This window comes from Constantimarinum furrinae, from assembly GCF_014295415.1.
GTDB classification, from domain to species: domain Bacteria; phylum Bacteroidota; class Bacteroidia; order Flavobacteriales; family Flavobacteriaceae; genus Constantimarinum; species Constantimarinum furrinae.
This window is the reverse complement of the sequence record NZ_CP052909.1, coordinates 1,145,733-1,165,896: the sequence shown is the minus strand read 5'-3', so window position 1 is coordinate 1,165,896 and position 20,164 is coordinate 1,145,733. Positions and strand designations below refer to the sequence as shown.

The following is a 20,164-nucleotide window of genomic DNA, read 5'->3' as shown; positions in this document are numbered from 1 at the left end:
TCATGGGGTGGGTTTCTTTTTTCAGAGACTTAAAAAGCCGCAATGTCCTTAAAGCTGCCTTGGCATATGTGATCTTTAGCTGGGTCACTATTCAGGTAGCCACTATCCTTTTTACCATTTTTAACGTATCGCAATTTTGGCTGCAATTTGTAGTCATCATGTTAATTGTTGGTCTTGGCGTTTGGTTAGTGCTCTCCTGGCATTTCGACATTGGAGCAACAGGAATTCGCTTACGCCGACTCCCGGAAAACCCGGAGACCGGATCGGTGGCAAAAGCTTCGAAGGCAAATTATATCATCTTGTGGACCTTCAGCTTGCTTTTTGTGATCATTTCTCTGGTGATCTACGCCAAAATGCGTCCTACCGACGGTATTTCCAAAAATATAGAAGCAGGGTATTCCAATGCAGCCGTCGAAAAATCGGTAGCCGTACTCGCATTTTTAGATCTGAGTCCGGCAAAAGACAACGAATATTTTTCGGACGGAATAAGTGAAGAAATCCTCAACTACTTATCTAAAAACAATGAGCTTCGGGTGATAAGTCGAACTTCTTCCTTTTCGTTTAAAGGAAAAAATATGGACATTAAAACTATAGGAGAGCAATTGAATGCAAATTACATCTTGGAAGGCAGTGTGAGAAGAGCCGACAGCAATCTTAGGATCACGGTTCAACTTATTCGCGCCAGCGATGGTGTTCATCTTTGGTCGGAAACCTATAGCCGAAAAATGGCCGATGTGTTCGCAATACAGGATGAAATAGCCAAAGAGGTGACCTATAAACTTCAGGCCAGTCTGTTAGGTGAGAAAATTGAAAAGACCGATGTGAAGGCATATACTGCCTATCTTCAGGCCAAAAGCTTAGCCCTTCGGTATACCAAAGAAGGCGCAGAGACCGGATTGACCTTGATCGATCAATCTCTGGCTATAGATTCTGCCTATGCGCCTGCCTGGTTGCTTAAAAGCAAGCTTCATTTTCAGGATAGGGTTTATTCCAACAACTTAAATGCGCTGGCAGAATCCCAAAGAGCAGCCCAAAAAGCAGTCACGCTGGATCCCGAATATGCCGAAGCCTACGCATGGCTTGGTCGTTTTAATGTGATCAATTCAAACTTTCCCGCTGCTTATTCAAATTTTCAAAAGGCGTTATCACTAAATGCTGAAAACAGTGTTGTTCTAAGAAATGTATCGACCTACCCCTCCATTGCTTTAGAAGACCGAATAGAAATCCTTAAAAAAGCTCAAAGAATTGATCCGTTGGATCCCAGTAATTATCGTTTGCTCTCAATCTACTATTTCTTTCAAAGTAACTTTCAGGAAGCCTTAGAATCACTGGACACCTATTTGGTCTATCAACCCTTCGGAAACGGAGATCACGGATTACGCGGCGAAATCCTTGCATGGCTTGGATGTAAGGACGAAGCCATAATAGAAATCGAACAAGAAGAAGACGCGTTTTCTAAAACATACAGCAGCATAATGGTTTCACTTGTACTCAACTTAGAAAATGCGGCCTTAGAGATAGAAGGGCAAAAAGAGATTTTTGAGGATGACCAACCCTATCTCTTGGCTCAAATGTATGCGGTCGCCGGCAACAAGGAAAGAGCCTTCCATTATTTGGAAAAGGCGCTGAATGTTAGCGATTATGATATGTATTTTCAAATGCAAAGTGATCCGTATATGTCCAATATCAAGGATGAAGAGCGATTTAAGGGCATCCTCAAAAGGATGAAGATCCCAAAAACCCTGGTGCTTCACCTCAACGCAGCCTAATATCCTATAGGATATGACCTCATGTCCCGAATGAATTCACTATTTTTATGGGAAGGACAATTGCAATAAAAAGGTATGGTATCCCCATTTTTCGAAATCAAGCTTAAAAAAGAAAAGCTGCTAGTACTTTTCGCAGCAACCATTTTAATTACAGCAGTGGGAAAGGACCTCCTGCTTGCTGAGATAAAGGACTATAGTTTTTACCTTTCTGAATCCATCCTTTTTGAAACATTCTGGCTTCTGTTTATTCCCATACTTATTTGGCTGAAACCCTTTGTGACTAGTTTTGCAAAACAGAATAAGATTATAATCATTACCCTTTTAAGTATTTCTCATATTGTGCTTTTCTCCATATGGGTCTTCAGTATATCCCTGCTCTTTTTTGCTCACACCTTCAAATTTTTATGGTTGATTTCAGATACTGCACTGGATCATGGTGTTTCCTGTTTACTGATCTATGGTATGGCTATTTTAATTTTTCAGAAAAGAAAACCCATTCCTGTTGAAACAAAACATAAACTGCCTTCAGAAAAAATAATGGTAACCCACCGAAACAGAAAATTTCTAGTTGACATCGGGTCCATCCTGTACATACGGTCTGAAACGCCCTACATCGCTCTGGTCACCAGTAAGAATACCTATCTATACAACAGCTCATTAAAGGCGTTTATGCTGGAAAAAGCATCAGACCAATTTATCCGAATTCACAAAAGCACCATAGTCAACATTGGATTCGTAACGTCTTACCGGTCTCGACATAACGGAGATTACGACGTTGTCCTTAATAACGGAACAGTGCTTCGGCTAAGCCGTAATTACAGCAAGCAGTTTAAATCCGTTTTCAGCTAACTCATCTTAGACATTCAGGCACTCAGCTTACCACAAAATTGTAGCATTAAGACCTCAGAGTCCGTACTTTTAAAAAAATATCATTGCTATGGACATTAAATTTTATCAATTTATTTTTATCTATCTCCTAGTGATAGTACCCTCATCTTGTAATAGTCAGAGTACTAGTTCGATGGATTCCCAAAAATTTCGTCTTGTTGGAGGACCTTGCGAAGGTTGTGAGGCCGTCTTGGAACACCCAAAGAGAATCTATTCTACAGACACATTACCCGATTTTAAACAAGCGAAAGACAAAATAAAAGTACAAGGCACCGTATATCAACAAGACGGAAAAACACCGGCATCGGGTGTTATTATCTACGTTCATCACACCAATAATGAAGGTATTTATCCAACCCGTGGGGGTGAAAAAGGATGGGCAAAAAGACATGGTTACCTTCGCGCATGGGTTAAAACCGACAGCAACGGACGATATAGTTTTTACACCTTTGTACCTGCCGCTTATCCCAGCAGGACTGAACCAGCACATATTCATTTTACTATTCTTGAGCCCAATGGTACATATTACTGGATAGGCAGCAGCCATTTTGCGGGAGATCCGTTGCTAACAAAAAATGAAACAGATACGCTCGCACCAAGAGGAGGTAGTTCGGGATTATTGGATCTGAAACAGGAAGGATCGTTAAGAACAGGCACAAGGGATATCATTTTGGGTAAAAACATTCCAAATTATGAATAAGAGTTTCTACCTGCTACTGATGCTGTGTTTAATATCATGCAAAAACACAAGTGATCCCAACATACTATCCCAGGCATTTTCCCATGACGAATTTACCCCTACAGCAAAAAGTGATACGTTGTTTGTGGATCTTGTTGCTTCAGAAGTTTTATGGAAAGGAACCAAAATGAGAGGAGCCGGACAGCACCAAGGACGTATTCTGCTTAAAGATGGATTCTTTCTTTCCGATGGAAAACATATCACGGGAGGTAAATTCATAGTAGCCATGCACACCATTGAAGTTACAGATATCCCTAAGCACGAACCTGTTCCTAAAAAAAGGCTGGAAGATCATTTAAAAGGACCCGATTTCTTTAATTCTCCCAAATATCCCATTGCGATCTTTGAAATAACTAATGTACTTTCTACAGCGAATGGGATGCTAAACATTGAAGGTGACCTTACTATTAAAGATGTTACTCGCAGTATACAGTTTACTGCGATCTTACATGAAGGAACCTTTTCGGGTATATTCTCAATTAACCGATTTGATTATAATATTGGCTATACAGGAAGTTGGCTGGAAAAAACTTTGGTGGATAAGCAAGTTGAAATTACTATAAAAATGATCATTAGGTCATGAGGTTTTATCTTGGAAGTCTTCGGATAAAAATCTAATTTGGTTTTCCTATTGTAAACACTTTCACGAATTCATATCTTTAAAAAAACTTTCAATGTCTTTTAGATCCTTCAGCCTGATTTTTCTCTTCGGAATTATTTTGAACTCCTGCAATTCAAAATCAAAAGAAACTGTACCTGTCAAAGCCGCATTTCAGCATGATTCTATCACCGAATATATTACGAAAACCTATTCGGTTATGGAATTAAACGGAGCCGTAAAGAAAGATACGCTCAATCTGATGCAATCTGAAGTCATTGATACCGATGGGAAAAAATTAAGTGTAAAGAATTACAGCAATGAGGGTGAGTTGCTTTCGGAAAATGTCTTCCGTTACGATGAATCGGGTAAAAAGACAGGCGCCGATTATTACAGAGGTGGTATAAACACTATGTATTTCAAATACGAATTAGACGATAAAGGTAGGGAAATTGCGTATGAAGCCTTCGACAAAAATACCGATACCCTACTTTTTGACGGAGCCATGCTGTACGAAAATGAGGGTCGTTTACGTAAGGACGGTTATTATATTGAAGATAATTTTGTCTGGAATTTCGAATATAACCTCGACAATGATGGAAAGGAAGTGGGTTATGTTTATATAGACCCCAATACGGGAATTCACCATGCAACGGTTTATCGTTATACCGCCTATGATGAAAATGGAGAATGGGTAGAACGGCAGGTATTGGAAGATGGTTTTGTGGTAAGCATTCAAACCCGGGAAATAAGATCAATTTCTACCGAAGATGAGTAACTACCATTGTACCAATAAGAGTGAGTATCGAAAAGCCTATGAGGATTCGGTTCGTGACCCCGAATCGTTTTGGACAGCTATAGCCGAGAACCACTTCCAATGGAAAAAACCCTGGAAAAGTGTTCTACACTGGGATTTCAGTACACCTGAAATAAAATGGTTTGAAGGGGCTCAACTCAACATCACCGAAAATTGTCTGGACCGGCATCTCAATACCAGAGCAGATAAGACCGCTATACTGTTTGAACCTAATGACCCTTCCGAAGAAGCTGAACATATTTCCTATGCTCAGTTACACAAACGGGTATGTGCATTTGCAAACGTATTAAGAACACAAGGAATTAAAAAAGGCGACCGGGTATGTATCTATCTGCCTATGATCCCAGAGCTTGCCGTTTCAGTCTTGGCGTGCGCCCGAATTGGTGCTGTACATAGTGTTGTTTTCGCGGGATTTTCAAGTAACGCGCTGGCCACACGCATAGCGGACTCCGATTGTAAAATGGTGATCACTGCCGACGGTTCCTTTCGTGGAAATAAAACTATAGCGCTTAAAGGAATCGTCGATGAGGCTTTGAAATCTTGTCCCGGAGTGACAACCGTCCTTGTAGCGAAACGAATTAACTCCAACATTCAATTACAACAAGGTAGAGATCTGTGGCTACAACCGCTTCTGGATAACGCCAACGAGGATTGCTCTGCAGAAACCATGAATGCCGAAGATCCGCTTTTTATCCTTTACACCTCAGGTTCCACAGGCAAACCCAAAGGGATGGTTCACACTACAGCGGGATATATGGTATATACTGCATTTACCTTTAAAAATGTATTCCAATATAACGAGAACGATGTCTATTGGTGTACCGCAGATATAGGTTGGATCACCGGTCACAGCTATATTGTTTACGGTCCGTTGGCCAATGGAGCTACTACCCTCATGTTCGAAGGTGTCCCTTCGTATCCAGATTTCGGAAGATTCTGGGAGATCGTTGAAAAACATAAAGTGACACAGTTTTATACTGCACCTACAGCAATTCGGGCATTGGCAAAAGAACGTTTGGTCAATATTGACGACTACAACCTTTCCTCTCTCAAGGTCCTGGGGAGTGTGGGCGAACCAATAAATGAAGAAGCCTGGCATTGGTATGATGATAAGATTGGCAAAAACAAATGTCCCATCGTAGATACCTGGTGGCAAACCGAGACCGGTGGTATCATGATAAGTGCATTGCCCGGGATCATTGATACCAAACCTACCTTTGCTACCTTGCCACTTCCGGGTGTTCAACCTGCCCTTATGGACGAAAACGGAAAAGAAATAGCAGGTGATCCGGCAAGTGGCAGACTGTGTATTAAATTTCCATGGCCCGGAATGGCTCGGACTATCTGGGGCGATCATAAACGGTATAAGGACACGTATTTTTCGGCTTTTGAAAATATGTACTTCACCGGCGACGGTGCCCTTAGGGATGAAGAAGGCAATTACAGGATCACAGGAAGAGTAGATGATGTGATCATCGTTTCGGGACATAATCTGGGAACGGCTCCCATTGAAGATGCGATCAATGAACATCCTCTGGTTGCCGAAAGTGCGATCGTGGGATTCCCCCATGCCATAAAAGGTACCGCGCTCTACGGTTTTGTAACTTTAAAGGAAACCGCCACTTCAGAAGAAAAATTAAAATCGGAGATCAATGCTCTAATCACCAAAGAGATCGGCCCCATTGCAAAACTCGATAAGATCCAGTTTAGTGAGGGATTACCTAAAACCCGTTCCGGGAAGATCATGCGACGTATTCTTCGGAAGATCGCCTGCGGGGAAACCGAAGATCTGGGAGATATATCTACCTTGCTAAATCCTGAAGTGGTTCAGGAAATAATTGATGCCTCCAAAAAATAAACGTTCCCTGCTGCGGAAAAAAAGAACCCGTGAAACCACAATAGAATGCAAATACCCGGACTTTGGCTAAAAACTATAGCTGGCCGCTACGATAAGGTTGAGTCCAGCGGCAGCAATTCCGGATGAATAAGGTCTGTATCGCTGATCGGTTAAATTTTCCAACACTGCGTTTAACTGTAAGTCTGATGTAAGTTCATATTGCGCACCAATATTTAAGGTGTACCATTTAGGCGAGTACGGATTTCCGTTACTGTCCTTGGCATATAGAAAATCATTGGCTGCCTGACTGGGCGCAAGATCCTCAAAATCGAATTGACCGTTGTATTCGGCAAAAGCATCGAGTTTTAATTTTTTCCATGTCCAGATAAGGTGCGTGTTTCCGAATTGGGGAGCGGCGTGACGAATGGGATTTCGATCCCCGTTATCATCTTCCTCAAAACCGTCGGTAATATTGTATTGAGAAGTTAGCTGAAGATCCTCACAAAAGTTTAGTTCCAAACCGGCTTCAAATCCATACACCTCGGCTTTTGCAGCATTCTGGATCGCTTGTACCCTGCTTAATTCACCTTGATATTCGATCTCAGTAACACCGTTCAGATTAAAATCTCTGCGAACCAAGGCGTCTTCTAATTGAGTGTAATAGGTTGCCAGATCTAATTTAAGTACGTTATTGAAATTTAAGGTAACACCTAGTTCCCCATTATAGGCGTATTCCGGTTTCAGATCGGGATTAGGAACTACCACACTACCCGGCTCACTATCGAAAATTTTCCCTACATCGTCTATATTAGGTGCTCTAAAAGCAGTTCCGAAGTTAAGCTTCCATCCCAAAATTTCACTCGCCTGCCAGGTAAGGCCGGCGCTTCCCGTTAATGCTCCGGTATCTACATTAGCATCTTCGAAAGGAAAATCGTAAATGGCAGGATCGAAAGTTGCTTCAAGAATTATATGATTGTAACGCAGGCCTCCCTGAAACGAGAGATCGTCTGCAAGCTTCCATTGTAAACTACCGTATAATGCATACGAACTCCAGGTAGATCCGTCAGGATATCTAGAAGCATCCGTCATGGATATTCCACTGGTGATATCGGTTTGACTACCTGAACTTGTCACTTTATTATGAACACCTTCAACTCCGTAGAACAATGATACTGAATTTAGTTTTTTTGTGAGGTCTATCCCAACCGAATATGCGTCCACTTTCTCTTGGGTCTGAAATAAGGTCACGGCATCAAATTCGCGGTCGTTTCTGCTCTCTTTAAATTGCTGATAACTAAGGGTAATTAAACTCTGGTCATAGAGTCCGCTGTCCATTTTATTGGTAATCTGCAAATTTCCACTCATCCATTCCTGCGGCCCGTAATACCATTCGGCTGCCCTAAGGTCATCACCTCTTTTTCGTATCAACCGGTCATATCTGGGATAATCTGATGTGGTGGTATAGAATAACCCTAAATTGAAATCCCAATGGGTAGAGGGCATAAAACGGATCTTTTGCATGGTGTTGATCTGGTTATAACCTGTTGGTACCTGAACGCGAGGATCGGGGTTTTGAAGTACCACATCCTCCCCATTTATGGTTTCGGCATATTGGGGACGCAAGTAATCCTCGGGACCGTGTTTACCCATTTTCAAATCATCGAAATCACTGAAGGTCACAGATGTTAAAAATGCCCATTCTTTAAGACCGATATTAAAATCGATATGCCCGGTCTTTTCATTGTTTGCAGATGCATACCTCCCCGTAGTATTTCCACTGTAGGAAACACCTTCTTCAAAAGAGAATTTTGGTTTTTTAGTAGTAAAGTTCATAACCCCTCCAATGGCATCACTTCCGTAGACCACATTTCCGGGACCCAGGATAACCTCGGTACGCTCTATAGCAAAAGGATCGATAGAGATCACATTTTGAACATTTCCCGCTCTGAAAATTGCAGTATTAAAACGCACTCCATCTACTGTAATAAGCAATCGGTTTGTGCTAAACCCTCTAATTAGCGGGCTTCCTCCTCCTAACTGACTCTTTTGAACGTATACTTGTCCGCTGCTTTCCAAAAGATCTGCGGCAGTTTGCGGATTGCCAAATAGAACATCTTCACTGGAGAGCGTGACAATTTGCTGCGGAATATCTCTTTTTAATTGTCCGAATTTTGCAACAGAAACAACTACCTCATCCAGGGTACTTGCAATGGTATCCATGTAAACTAAGTTGCCGGCCTGAAGTATTTGTGCCTTACTTAGACTAATGCTGGAATGTGATATATGCTGAAATGTGATCGTCTCGTCATTCGAAAAATTTGAAATATCGACCATTCCGTCAAAGTCGGTGATCCCGCTTTTAGATTTGTCGGCATTAAAAAGGGCTGCTCCACTAATGGGAAGACCGGTATCTGCTTCTATAACTTGTATTTGCTGTGCTGAAATTTTAAACGAAAGTAGGATTGCCAAGAGTAAAAGGGGTATGCGCATAATGCTTTTTAGTAGTTAGTTAAACAGTTGGTTGAGAACCAAAACCGACTTCGGATCCCTGTACCCCTGTAGATGAAATTTGTAATACATCAACAGCAAATTAAGTACGTCCGAACGTGTTTTTTTGGTCAATTTTAATGCGTCTAACTCATCAAAATCTATGCCAAAAAACTGCTTAAAAATTGCTATAACCCCAGTGTTTTCGTAGGATACTGCATCCTTTGTGTTTTGAAAATTTCCTTCAATTACATTAAAGTATTCACCCTCAATTGTTGAGACGTCCGGGTAGAATCCCAAATAGGCAGTCAGCTTCAGTAAAAAAAGCAGGTGAAAGTTGGAAACCTTGTCATGAGTGTCCAGCCAGTACAGGGATTGTTCCAAAAATTTAAAGAGTTCGGGATCGGGATGTTCTTCGTTGATAGAATTTTTCAGCATTTCAGACAGAAACATTACGATAGCCCCTTTAACAACATCGGTATGAAGGCTTTGATAGGGTTGCAGCACTTTTGCCTCACTAATTCTTTCTAAAGTACCCTTATTCTTATGAACAGCGACGAGATCTAACTGCGTTAACGGCTGAAAATGTGAAACCCTTAATTTTCCCTTTCTGGATTTCAGTATGCCGCGTAACAAATAGCTTTTTAATCCGAAGGTTTCCGTAAAACAACTTACAATTAGATCGGATTCGGAATATTTTAGAGAAGAAAGTACAATGGCTTTAGTAGTGACGACCATTAGCGTACGATCATAATTTTTGAGACTTTCGTTTCAAGTGCGTCTTCGGTAGTAATTAACACCAGATATACTCCCGAAGCCACTTTATACCGACCAAAAGCGGTGGTATCCCACTGTACGCTTCCTCCTTCGCTTGTTTGTTCAAAAACAAGGTTGCCCGTAATATCGGTGATCTTCACATTGGCCTTAGCTGTGAGTCCGTCGATGGTAACATTCCCCATAAAGCCGGGACGTACCGGATTTGGATAAGCATACACGTTTTCCAGATTATCTCTGGGGGCCGTGGAACTGCCGTTATAGGCAACCAAACCATTAACCGTTGCAAAATAAACAACCCCTGAAAAATCATCGATAGCGATATCCTGCACATTATTGGAAGGAAGAGGTGAGTTATCTTTTGTGAACCTAAGTAAGGTCTCCTGTCCATTCGGAGACAGATAAAACACTCCGGAAGTAGCGGTGGATATCCACTTATTATTAGATCCGTCCACCGCAATGTCTGTAATTGACAAGTTAAACAGTAATTCCTGGGGGACGCCGTCTTCAAGAATAATAATGGGTTGAGCGTCTATGTCTGCACCTTCTTCAAAAAAACCTGCAACATTAAAGAGTACGCGTAAGCCGCGAAGTGTTCCTATCCATAGTCGATTCTGATTATCGAAAGTAAGTGCCCGTATATTTTCTACAGGAAGGTTACCGGAACCCTGCTCTTCCAGCATCTGCTTAAAAACGTTACCTGTTGGATTAAATGCAACAACGCCGTTCTTAGTCGAACCGAAGAAAGCATATCCCTCCCGGCTCACTGCGATCTCGGTTAAAGCCAGTTCATCGGTAGGGTCGGGGATAACCGAAGTAATGTCGAAGGACTGAAACTGCATGGATGGCGTCAATCGAAACAATCCATTGTCTACTTTAGATTGTACAAACCATAAATTGCCCTGAGAATCGAATGTAGAGCCGAAGATTCGAATATCGATCTCGGGTGGACGAAACAATGTCATAGGGCTATTCGTGTGGTTATATAGTATGGTAGGTGTCTGACCCTCTATTTTTAATAACCCCTTATTAAAAGAAGTCATATATACCTCTTCCGAATTCTCCGGATTGATAGAAATATTTACCAGATCATTAGCCCCCAAAACCTCTTCGAAAGGGATATTTGTCCATGCTCCTTCTCTAAGATTACTGATTCCTGCGAATGTAAGCGGGTTATAAGGATTGAAATCGACGTTCACATCACCAAAATTCACCCATAACTGTCCGGGAGATGCGTCTATTGAAAAAGGGCGGTTTAACAAAGGGCCGTCGGGTAATATTTGTGTTGCCTGATTTGTTCCGAAGGGAATAGCAAGTATCCCGTTTTCCACAGTTCCCAGATAGAGGGTATTGTTAAATGTATACCCAGACTGGCCCACATAATCGAACCCAGGTAGAATGGTTGCGGCCGCCTGTAGTACATAACCATTTCCGAATGTTTGGATTGAACTTGTAGTGGTGATCGTTAGAAAATCACCTTGCACCCCAAAATCTACGATATCTGCATTAAAGTCCTGCACAGTAACAAATCCACTTCCCGGCTGTTGTCTGGCAACTCTTCGGCTACCTATATGGGCATACAATTCATTATTCAAAGTTTGAATACCATTAAAAACACCCCCCGACAGGGTCGTCCATTCTTCATAATCGATAAGATCTTCACTGGCTACCAATGCTCGTCGCAATCCCCCCTCGTTTGAAGCTGCGTATATAAACTGCCCAAAAACAGTGGTTTGCTTAATATTGATCTGTGCTCCAAGATCCCCTATAAAATAGGAATCCCCAAATTCAAGAGCATCAAGATCGTAGACCGATATCCCGTACTGGGTGGAAATGTAGAGATTTCCTTCGTATTCATAAAAATGATTAATTCTCTTTCTATCCGGTGGGATGGTAGGTTTTTCAAGGATATCAACAACCTTAAGAACATTTTCTTCGCCATCGATCACGATTTCGATCAAACCATTTTCATAACCCATAATAAGTAAACCGTGTTCATCGCTGTAATAGATAGTTGATATATTATTTCCGGAGAGTCCGTTAATGGTGGAGATCGTATTTATTTCCTGTGTAGACAGGTCGAAAGTGAACACCGCATTTTCTGCACCACCATATAAGCGGTCGTTCCCTTGGGAAATTCCTTTTATGGAAACATACGAAAAAAAGCCCGACCATTCATTTTCGAAGTTCTGGGCAAAGGTAATGCTATAAAACAGGAGCAGTAATGCGCTTAAAAGCTGCTTCATAAGGTTATTTACATTTAGTAGTATAACACGCTAAAATACTATTTATTGCGGCATACAAACTAAAAAGGTTGCCATTTTCAGACAACCTTTTTATATAATTTACAGATAGGATTAGACTACTCCCTGAGCCATCATTGCTTCCGCAACTTTTACAAAGCCGGCAACATTAGCCCCTTTTACATAATCTACATATCCATCTCCGTCTTTTCCGTATTTTACACAGGCTGCATGTATGTCATTCATAATGCCATGTAACTTTTCGTCTACCTCTTTAGCAGTCCAACTCAAACGAAGCGAGTTTTGAGACATCTCTAGCCCCGAGGTGGCAACACCGCCGGCATTAGAAGCTTTTCCTGGTGAAAATAGAATTTTAGCATCCTGAAAAACAGCAATGGCTTCAGGCGTACAAGGCATATTTGCTCCTTCTCCCACGCACATACATCCGTTACTGACAAGGGTTTTAGCTTCTGACTCATCCAGTTCATTTTGAGTGGCACATGGCAAAGCGATATCGCATTTCACACCCCATGGTCGCTCACCTTCATGATACGAGGCCGAAGGATATTTCGATGTGTACTCACTAATTCGTCCACGTTTAACATTCTTAAGCTCCATGACAAAAGCAAGTTTTTCGGCATTGATTCCTTCCTTATCGTAAATATATCCACCACTGTCTGAAAAAGTGACCACTTTTCCTCCAAATTCCAATGTTTTTTCTGCAGCGTATTGTGCAACATTTCCCGAACCGGAAATTACAACGGTCTTACCCTTAAAGCTTTCGCCTTTGGTTTCCAGCATATTCTTTGCAAAATATACATTTCCGTATCCGGTTGCTTCAGGACGTATTAATGATCCGCCATAAGAACGGCCTTTCCCCGTAAGTACCCCGGTAAACTCATTGCGCAATCTTTTATATTGCCCAAATAAATATCCTATTTCTCTTCCTCCTACACCAATGTCTCCTGCAGGTACGTCGGTATCAGGTCCTATATGACGAGCAAGCTCGGTCATAAAACTTTGACAAAAACGCATAACTTCAGCATCGCTCTTCCCTTTTGGATTAAAGTCACTTCCTCCTTTACCACCACCCATAGGTAGTGTTGTAAGACTATTTTTAAAGGTTTGTTCGAAACCTAGAAATTTAAGTATACTGAGGTTTACACTAGGGTGAAAACGCAACCCACCTTTATACGGGCCAATTGCCGAGTTAAATTCTACGCGGTATCCTCTGTTTACCTGAATTTCACCCTTATCGTCTGTCCAAGGCACTCTAAAAATAATGGTTCGCTCCGGCTCAACCATACGCTCCAGCAATTTTTTACCCTGATAGGCTTCATTTTCTTCGATAAAAGGAATAACAGTTTCTGCAACCTCTGTAACTGCCTGCATAAACTCAGGTTCGTTAGGGTTACTTTGTTCTACTTTGGCGATGAAATCTTTTATACTCTGTTTCACGTATATAAAATTAAATTATTAATACTTTGGTTTAAATAAGATCGTACTTTAATATTAGCTCGTTCAAAAAAATGATCTTATTGATAATTATTCAACTAAACCGACGTTTTTGTAACGAGATGCAAAGATAAGTTATCTGTTTATATAGGACTATAATTTTTTCCAAATAAGCTAAATATCATCATTATATTTCGCTGTTTGATATGTTTTTATATATTTGTTACGTCTCAAACTAAACCGATTTAACAATGAATACCAGATTATTGCTATTGGTATTTTTATTTTGTGCTTTGCCTAAGCAGGAAATTTACAGCCAATTCGGGTTTTCCCATGAGCTTGGGATAATTACAGGTCCTGTTGTATTTTACTCAGATTTTGGACAGCGAAGTGATTTCGAAACAAATGCCGGAAATGTTGGATTTGGGGTTGGAATTGTTCATTATATCAATTTCTCCTATCGGGCAGATTGTAACTGTTACACAAGAGATACCTATTTTAACGATCACTTTAAAATTAGAAATGAAATCGACTACCACAAAACCAATTTCGAACACTTTGGTGAATGGGTAGATCCGGATAAAACATCACTAATTGCAGACCAATTGCGAGCCATGAAAGGATCGACAACAGTTTTTGATATAGGCTCCCAATTAGAGTTTTTCCCGTTGAGTATTCGTGATTTTGCCGCAGGTGGCTATAAAATTGCTCCATTTGGTAGTTTCGGGGTACATTATGTAAGTTTCGATCCTGAAGTTTACTCCGAATTAGGCCCTTTAAATACGGCTATATCAACACCTTTACCTAAATACAGGGATGCTTTCCAACAGGAGGGCGACAGTACCTGGTCTGTGGTGATGAGTGTAGGGATTCGATATAAGTTAAGTCCGTTGAGCGATCTTATGCTCGACAGTCGTTGGCAGTATTATTTCAGTAACTGGGTGGATGGTTTAAATCCTTCCGAAGAAAATAACGGTGGCTTTCCCGTACCGGAAAACAAATCGAATGACTGGATCTACTGGTTAAATGTGGGATATATCTACTACATCGATTAAAAAACTAAAAATAAATACCAAAGCCCCGAAACTCCTCAGGTTCGGGGCTTTTTTTTGAATTAATCCCAAAAGGAAAAATTCGGGTTAGTCAGAATTACTTTAAATTAATCCTGAGATTAGCTGAAATTGACGGACGATCAAAAATAAAGATCGAATTACTCACTGTGCTTTCAAACTCATTATTTTCCGCTTTAAAGGTAAGATTGCTGTATTCGAATACATTTAGCAAAACTCCTAAGGCAATATTGTTGTTTAAAGGAATTTCAACACCGGTATACACCATCCCAGAAAATCCGGAAATATTATCCTTAAATCCAAAGGCCTCAACCGAACCGAACGTATACCCTCCCTGAACTCCTGTAAGAATATTTAATCTGTTATTGCCAAGTGGAATATGATACTCGGCACCTAGTCCCACCGTAATTCTAGTCTCCTTTATATCTTTTTCTCCCAGCGGTGTCACAGCACTAAGTTTACCACCAATATGAACCGGATTTCCTGAAATGTTTCCTACATTGAAAAACACACCCCCAGAAGCGGTTCCTAGGGTTAGCTCATCCTTCCCAAATGAAATTCCCAGGCTGCCATCGACCCATGTATCTCTATAGTTAATATCTTTATCGGGAATTTCAATATAATTACTGTTCTCGGGAGGTAATCCACTCTTTTCAGTACAGCATAAAATTTGCTGCGCTACAAGTTTTGGCTTTTCCATGGCACCAATTACCAAACCATAGGGCGCTACCAGATACCAGTGGGTATATTCGGATTTCTTCCCTACTCGCCTTGTATAAATGGGCCCTACACTCTTAGACGAATACACAAATACGGCATTTCTAAACCTCTTAGAGTCTGCAGTCACACAAGGACAATCGATCACTATTTTTGAGGTGATATCCCAGTTGGCTGTTAGAGCATCCTTATTCTTTTTAAACATATACTTCAATTGTGTTAATTGCAGCTTAGTTTCCACCTTATACACACATTTCCCCTTTTTAAAGGACTTTTTAAATACTGTAAATGGTTGTTTTAACATACGCTTTAATTTTCTGTAATAGGCATTCAATTCCAGTAAGCGTAATTTCCCTTTTGCGGTTTGTTCAAGCTCTCCTATATCCTTTGTCGTTAGGTTAAAAACAAAATCGGCGTAAGATTTGCTTTCCACAAAAGCTTTAAATATTCTTATCTGTGTATAATATTTGAAATTTGGTAGCTTAGGCTCAAGTGAATCCAGTATTCGTGTGATCTCCTTTTCCAGTGTCTCATTGTCGGGCACAAGGGACTTCTTATCAATATTTTTCAGAAAAGTAACTGCCTCTTTACTACAACTTGATTTAGGTTTAGGGTTTAATCTGGCATTACCGTACAATCTTGTTAGTACCGTATTGAAGTTTTTTACCGATTTCGCCATGGCCTCGGCACGCACTTCTTCATCGGTTTTTCGCTGTGCATTTACATCCGCCAACGAGAAAAAGAAAAAACCTGCTAAAAGAAATAAGACTTTTGATTTCATTTCGACCGTTGTTGATTTCCCAATAAAAGTCAACGAAATAAAAGATTTATTTTGAAACGATGAGAATCTAAGGTGTTATAATTAGAATTGCATGGGGTCTGACTTGAATTAAGACAAGGAATCAATTTTATGAAGTAAGGCATTTACCTTGGTCCCGCTCACTGCAATTTGTTCTCCCGAGGTGAGTTCGAGCGTACTATCCTGTTTGTGAAAGGTTTTGGCATAATGCAGATTTACCAAATAAGACTGATGGCTTCGGAAAAAAGATTGTCCTCCCAGCTGATCGTCGTAAAGTTTAAGGGGTTTGGAAACCACAATTCTTCGGCCATCGTTGATATAGAATTCTGAATAATTATTATCAGATTTTATATATAGAATCTCTCCAACCTCAACAATATGAATCGCTTCCAGGTTTTTTAACACGAGCTTCTTTCGTTTTTGTTCGGGATTAAAGTTGTGAAAAAACGTTTGCAACTGAAGATTGTAATGTTCGAGATTTATTGTCGTAATGGCTCGATTAACCGCAGCCACCAGCGCCTCATCTTCAAACGGTTTCTCCAAAAAATCCAAAGCACTGAAACGGAAGGCTTCCACTGCATACTGACTGTACGAAGTAATGAAAATAATCTTAAATGGGATCGTTTCGTATTGCTGAAACAGGGAAAACACTACCTCATCCTGTAAATTTATGTCCGAAATTACCAGATCGGGAGCGTTATTATCTAAGCTTTTAGCCGCTTCAGCCAGAGTATGCGCAACCGGAAGCAAGTTAAGGTTAGGAAAATTCTCCTCGAGCGTTTCCATCACATCTCTGGCGGTATACACATCGTCTTCAATAAGCAAACAGGACTGAGCCATATTTATATATATTTCATTGGAAAAGTTAACACAATTTTTGTTCCCTGTTGTTGTGATTCGTCTCTGTTCGAAATAATTTCAAGTTCGATGGGAAACTTTTCAGTCTTAAGCAAATTCTCTATTCGCTGTTTTGTAATAGAGGTTCCCATAGATTTATGCAAGCTGTTGGCATTTTCTCGGACCCTGTGAATTCCCTGCCCATTATCGATTATTTCAACAATTACGTTAGGTTCCATAAGCCTGTACCGAACCACTATTTTTCCATCATCTAACCCATTTACTCCATGTATGATAGCGTTTTCCACAAAGGGTTGTGTAAGCATGGGAGGAATTCCTACATTCTCTGCATCGAGCCCATCTTCGATCCCTACCGTAAATTGGAAGGCATTGTTATGTACCAATTGCTGAAGCGCCAAAAAGTCGTTTATAGTTTCGTAATCCTCCTTTACGGTTATAAATTTTTCTACGGAATTTTCTAAGATATGTCGCATGAGTCCGCTAAAACTGCTAATGTATCTGGTAGATTTTTTTACATCATTTTGCTTGATAAAATACTGAATCCCATTAAGTGCATTGAAAAGAAAATGTGGATTCAACTGCATTAACAGCAGCTTTTGTGTCAGTTCCGAGAACTGAAGGTTTTGTCTTGTCTTGTGGTTCTTATAGGCAAAGAACAATACACTAAGCAAGAGAAGTATCCCAATGGCCGATCCCCATAAAATGGTTCGCTGGTTTACCAACTGAGTTTCTTTTAAGGCATTGTCACTTTCGAGCAGTTCGATCTCTGCGGCCTGCTTTTCAGTTTCAAAACGGGCCGTAATAGCTGCGATCCGGTCGTTTTCCTGAAGGGCATTAATACTATCTTTTAAGTTAGTATAGACAGCCGAAGTTTCGAAAGCCCTTTTAAAATCTCCCTGTTCTTTATAGGCATAGATCAATTTTTCGAAGATGTTCACCAATAAGTTTTTCTTTTTAGAATACAGTTCCGCCTTTTTCAAATTGGGGATCGCCCTTTGATATTCTCCCAGTTCAATATATGAGGTACCTATAAGATAATACCCTAAATCGACATTGCTCTCGTAATTGATCTGCTTCTTAATTGCTATGGATCGTTCTGCGGCAACAATAGCGTCCCTGTATCTTTCAGCTTCAAAATATCCTTTGCTTAGGTCGTGATATACAATGGCTTTTAATCTGGTATTTTCCTCATTCTTCAGTCCTTTTAACAACTTCTCGGCGAGATCTATCTTCGCTCCCGCAGTTGTAAGTCCTTCCGCTTCATCCAGATTGTGAACACTTAGTGAATTGTTTATCTGACTGTGATGGAATTTCGATTTCTCGAAAAAATAATCGGAAAGGTCGTTCCTGTTTAACGCGCTGTACACCATTCCTATATTAACATAAGTGCGCGCAAGGCCTTTATTGTTTTCATCATGGGTAAATGCTTCAATGGCACTTAAATAATTGGAAATTGCCTTGTCGCGTTCCTGATGTAAAGCATAGACCGCCCCTAAGGTGTTAAAAGTTTCTCCCAATAATTCATTGCTGATGTATTCGCTGTGTTCAACGTTAAAGCGTAAAAGGTCCAGCGCTTCATCAGGTTGCTTACCAAGCATTAGATAATAGGCCTTGTGTACATTGGTTTTGGCAATGACGGGAGTATCCTGGATTTTCAATGCCATAAGGCGTGCTTCCGAAGAAAATAAAAGTGCACTGTCTATACTGGTTTTAAACCTGGATTTTCCTTCATTGAGCAGGCTGTCGATCTGTTTTACGATGTCATCCTTTGGCTGGGCAAATAGGGAAGTACTTGCAACACAAAGCCAGAGTAAACTGACCGGTATCTTTGATATCAGTTTCAACCCGGTGAACATCAACATAGTATTAGTGAGTACTAAAGATAGGGAAAATTAAAATTGATTCCTTTCTGGAGTATATTCATAAAAAAAGCCCCATAAGGGGCTCAAGATTTATGATAGAGGATTATCTATCCAATAGCTTGTTTAAGGTCCTCGATCAAATCATCGGCATCTTCAATACCAACACTTAATCTTATCAAAGAATCTACAACACCTGTTTTTTCGCGTTCTTCTTTCGGAATACTCGCATGCGTCATACTTGCAGGATGTCCACTTAAGCTTTCTACCCCTCCAAGGCTTTCGGCTAACGTAAAAACCTTCATATTCTCCACGATCTTTATAGCCTCCTCATAATTATTTCCTTTGGTTACAAAGGAGATCATTCCTCCAAAATCCTTCATTTGCGCCTTAGCGATGTCATGATTGGGATGACTTTCGAAACCGGGCCAGTATACTTTTTCGATCTTCGGATGGTCATTTAAAAACGTTGCAACCTTCCTTCCGTTTTCACAATGACGCTGCATTCGCACGTGAAGTGTTTTAATCCCTCGAAGCATTAGGAAACTATCCTGAGGTCCGCAAATGGCCCCGCTTGCATTCTGAATAAAATATAATCGCTCTGCCAATTCGTGATCCTTTACGGCCAATAGTCCCATAACTACATCACTGTGCCCTCCCAAATATTTTGTGGCACTGTGCATTACGATATCGGCACCAAGATCCAAGGGCTGTTGCAGGTAAGGTGTTGCGAAGGTATTATCTACCGCCAACAATACATTGTGCTTTTGTGCAATGGCTGCAGCCGCCTTAATATCGATGATATTCATCATAGGATTCGTAGGGGTTTCCACCCAAATAAGTTTGGTTTGGTCGTTTACAAAATCTTCGATCTTGTGGGCGTTTTCCATTCCAATAAAATGAAATTTCACACCAAAATCTGCGTAGATCTTTGTAAATAGCCTATAGCTGCCTCCGTAAAGATCGTTGGTGGATATCACTTCATCACCGGGCTTCAACAGCTTGATCACCGCATCTATGGCCGCGAGTCCGCTCCCAAAGGCGAGTCCGTGGTTTCCGTTCTCCAAACTTGCAATAGATCGTTCCAGTGCCGCACGCGTAGGATTGTGGGTGCGGGAATATTCGTACCCCTTGTGTCCTCCCGGAGTAGATTGGGCGTAAGTAGATGTTTGATATATGGGCGGCATTACAGCTCCATAAGCCTTGTCATGTTCCTGTCCGCCGTGTATGGTTTTGGTATTGAATTTCATAGTG

14 protein-coding genes and 1 pseudogene are annotated in these 20,164 nt (G+C 40.8%); 7 read left to right on the top strand and 8 right to left on the bottom strand.

Going from position 1 to position 20,164, the window contains the following annotated elements:
• The first annotated feature begins 2 nt into the window (after nucleotides 1–2).
• The 6 genes from ALE3EI_RS05380 to acs all read left to right on the top strand — a co-directional run bounded on the left by ALE3EI_RS05380 (nucleotide 3) and on the right by acs (nucleotide 6,669).
• Complete coding sequence (locus tag ALE3EI_RS05380) at nucleotides 3–1,769, top strand: tetratricopeptide repeat protein (RefSeq protein WP_186991691.1); 1,767 nt, start codon at nucleotides 3–5, stop codon at nucleotides 1,767–1,769.
• A 75-nt stretch (nucleotides 1,770–1,844) separates the two neighbouring features.
• On the top strand, nucleotides 1,845–2,618 hold the full coding sequence (locus tag ALE3EI_RS05375) for a LytTR family DNA-binding domain-containing protein (protein WP_186991689.1): 774 nt from the start codon (nucleotides 1,845–1,847) through the stop codon (nucleotides 2,616–2,618).
• An 88-nt stretch (nucleotides 2,619–2,706) separates the two neighbouring features.
• Complete coding sequence (locus tag ALE3EI_RS05370) at nucleotides 2,707–3,357, top strand: dioxygenase family protein (protein WP_186991687.1); 651 nt, start codon at nucleotides 2,707–2,709, stop codon at nucleotides 3,355–3,357.
• Nucleotides 3,350–3,979, top strand: a complete 630-nt coding sequence (locus ALE3EI_RS05365; RefSeq protein WP_186991684.1) for a YceI family protein — start codon at nucleotides 3,350–3,352, stop codon at nucleotides 3,977–3,979. Before ALE3EI_RS05370 ends, ALE3EI_RS05365 begins: the two co-directional genes overlap by 8 nt.
• A 91-nt stretch (nucleotides 3,980–4,070) precedes the next feature.
• Nucleotides 4,071–4,772: a hypothetical protein gene (locus ALE3EI_RS05360; RefSeq protein WP_186991681.1), complete on the top strand. Its 702-nt coding sequence runs from the start codon at nucleotides 4,071–4,073 to the stop codon at nucleotides 4,770–4,772.
• Nucleotides 4,765–6,669 (top strand): acetate--CoA ligase, encoded by a 1,905-nt coding sequence (acs, locus tag ALE3EI_RS05355; RefSeq protein WP_186991678.1) that lies wholly within the window; start codon nucleotides 4,765–4,767, stop codon nucleotides 6,667–6,669. Before ALE3EI_RS05360 ends, acs begins: the two co-directional genes overlap by 8 nt.
• 66 nt (nucleotides 6,670–6,735) lie before the next feature.
• On the opposite strand, the gene ALE3EI_RS05350 is transcribed toward acs, so the two are convergent.
• The 4 genes from ALE3EI_RS05350 to gdhA form a co-directional block, all read right to left on the bottom strand.
• On the bottom strand, nucleotides 6,736–9,138 hold the full coding sequence (locus ALE3EI_RS05350; protein ID WP_186991675.1) for a TonB-dependent receptor plug domain-containing protein: 2,403 nt from the start codon (nucleotides 9,136–9,138) through the stop codon (nucleotides 6,736–6,738).
• A gap of 15 nt (nucleotides 9,139–9,153) precedes the next feature.
• A complete protein-coding gene (gene recO, locus ALE3EI_RS05345; protein ID WP_186991672.1) occupies nucleotides 9,154–9,873 on the bottom strand; it encodes a DNA repair protein RecO in 720 nt (239 codons plus the stop codon).
• On the bottom strand, nucleotides 9,873–12,155 hold the full coding sequence (gene porZ / locus ALE3EI_RS05340) for a type IX secretion system anionic LPS delivery protein PorZ (RefSeq protein ID WP_186991670.1): 2,283 nt from the start codon (nucleotides 12,153–12,155) through the stop codon (nucleotides 9,873–9,875). Before porZ ends, recO begins: the two co-directional genes overlap by 1 nt.
• A 111-nt stretch (nucleotides 12,156–12,266) precedes the next feature.
• On the bottom strand, nucleotides 12,267–13,610 hold the full coding sequence (gene gdhA / locus ALE3EI_RS05335) for an NADP-specific glutamate dehydrogenase (RefSeq protein ID WP_186991667.1): 1,344 nt from the start codon (nucleotides 13,608–13,610) through the stop codon (nucleotides 12,267–12,269).
• A gap of 248 nt (nucleotides 13,611–13,858) precedes the next feature.
• On the opposite strand from gdhA, the gene ALE3EI_RS05330 reads away from it, so the two are divergent.
• A complete protein-coding gene (locus ALE3EI_RS05330; RefSeq protein WP_186991664.1) occupies nucleotides 13,859–14,662 on the top strand; it encodes a THC0290_0291 family protein in 804 nt (267 codons plus the stop codon).
• Nucleotides 14,663–14,756: 94 nt separating this feature from the next.
• Here the strand turns inward: ALE3EI_RS05330 and ALE3EI_RS05325 are convergent, their stop codons facing one another.
• The 4 genes and pseudogenes from ALE3EI_RS05325 to ALE3EI_RS05310 all read right to left on the bottom strand — a co-directional run.
• Nucleotides 14,757–16,175 carry a porin family protein gene (locus ALE3EI_RS05325; RefSeq protein WP_186991662.1) on the bottom strand — a complete coding sequence of 473 codons (1,419 nt, stop codon included), beginning with the start codon at nucleotides 16,173–16,175 and terminating at the stop codon, nucleotides 14,757–14,759.
• Between the two features lie 108 nt (nucleotides 16,176–16,283).
• The gene (locus tag ALE3EI_RS05320) at nucleotides 16,284–17,033 is read right to left on the bottom strand and encodes a LytR/AlgR family response regulator transcription factor (RefSeq protein WP_186991659.1); all 750 of its coding nucleotides are present in this window, start codon (nucleotides 17,031–17,033) and stop codon (nucleotides 16,284–16,286) included.
• Between the two features lie 2 nt (nucleotides 17,034–17,035).
• The gene (locus ALE3EI_RS05315; protein ID WP_186991657.1) at nucleotides 17,036–18,895 is read right to left on the bottom strand and encodes a tetratricopeptide repeat-containing sensor histidine kinase; all 1,860 of its coding nucleotides are present in this window, start codon (nucleotides 18,893–18,895) and stop codon (nucleotides 17,036–17,038) included.
• Nucleotides 18,896–19,020: 125 nt separating this feature from the next.
• Nucleotides 19,021–20,163 (bottom strand): annotated as a pseudogene (locus tag ALE3EI_RS05310) (cystathionine gamma-synthase); the annotation flags it as partial.
• Nucleotide 20,164 lies beyond the last annotated feature (1 nt).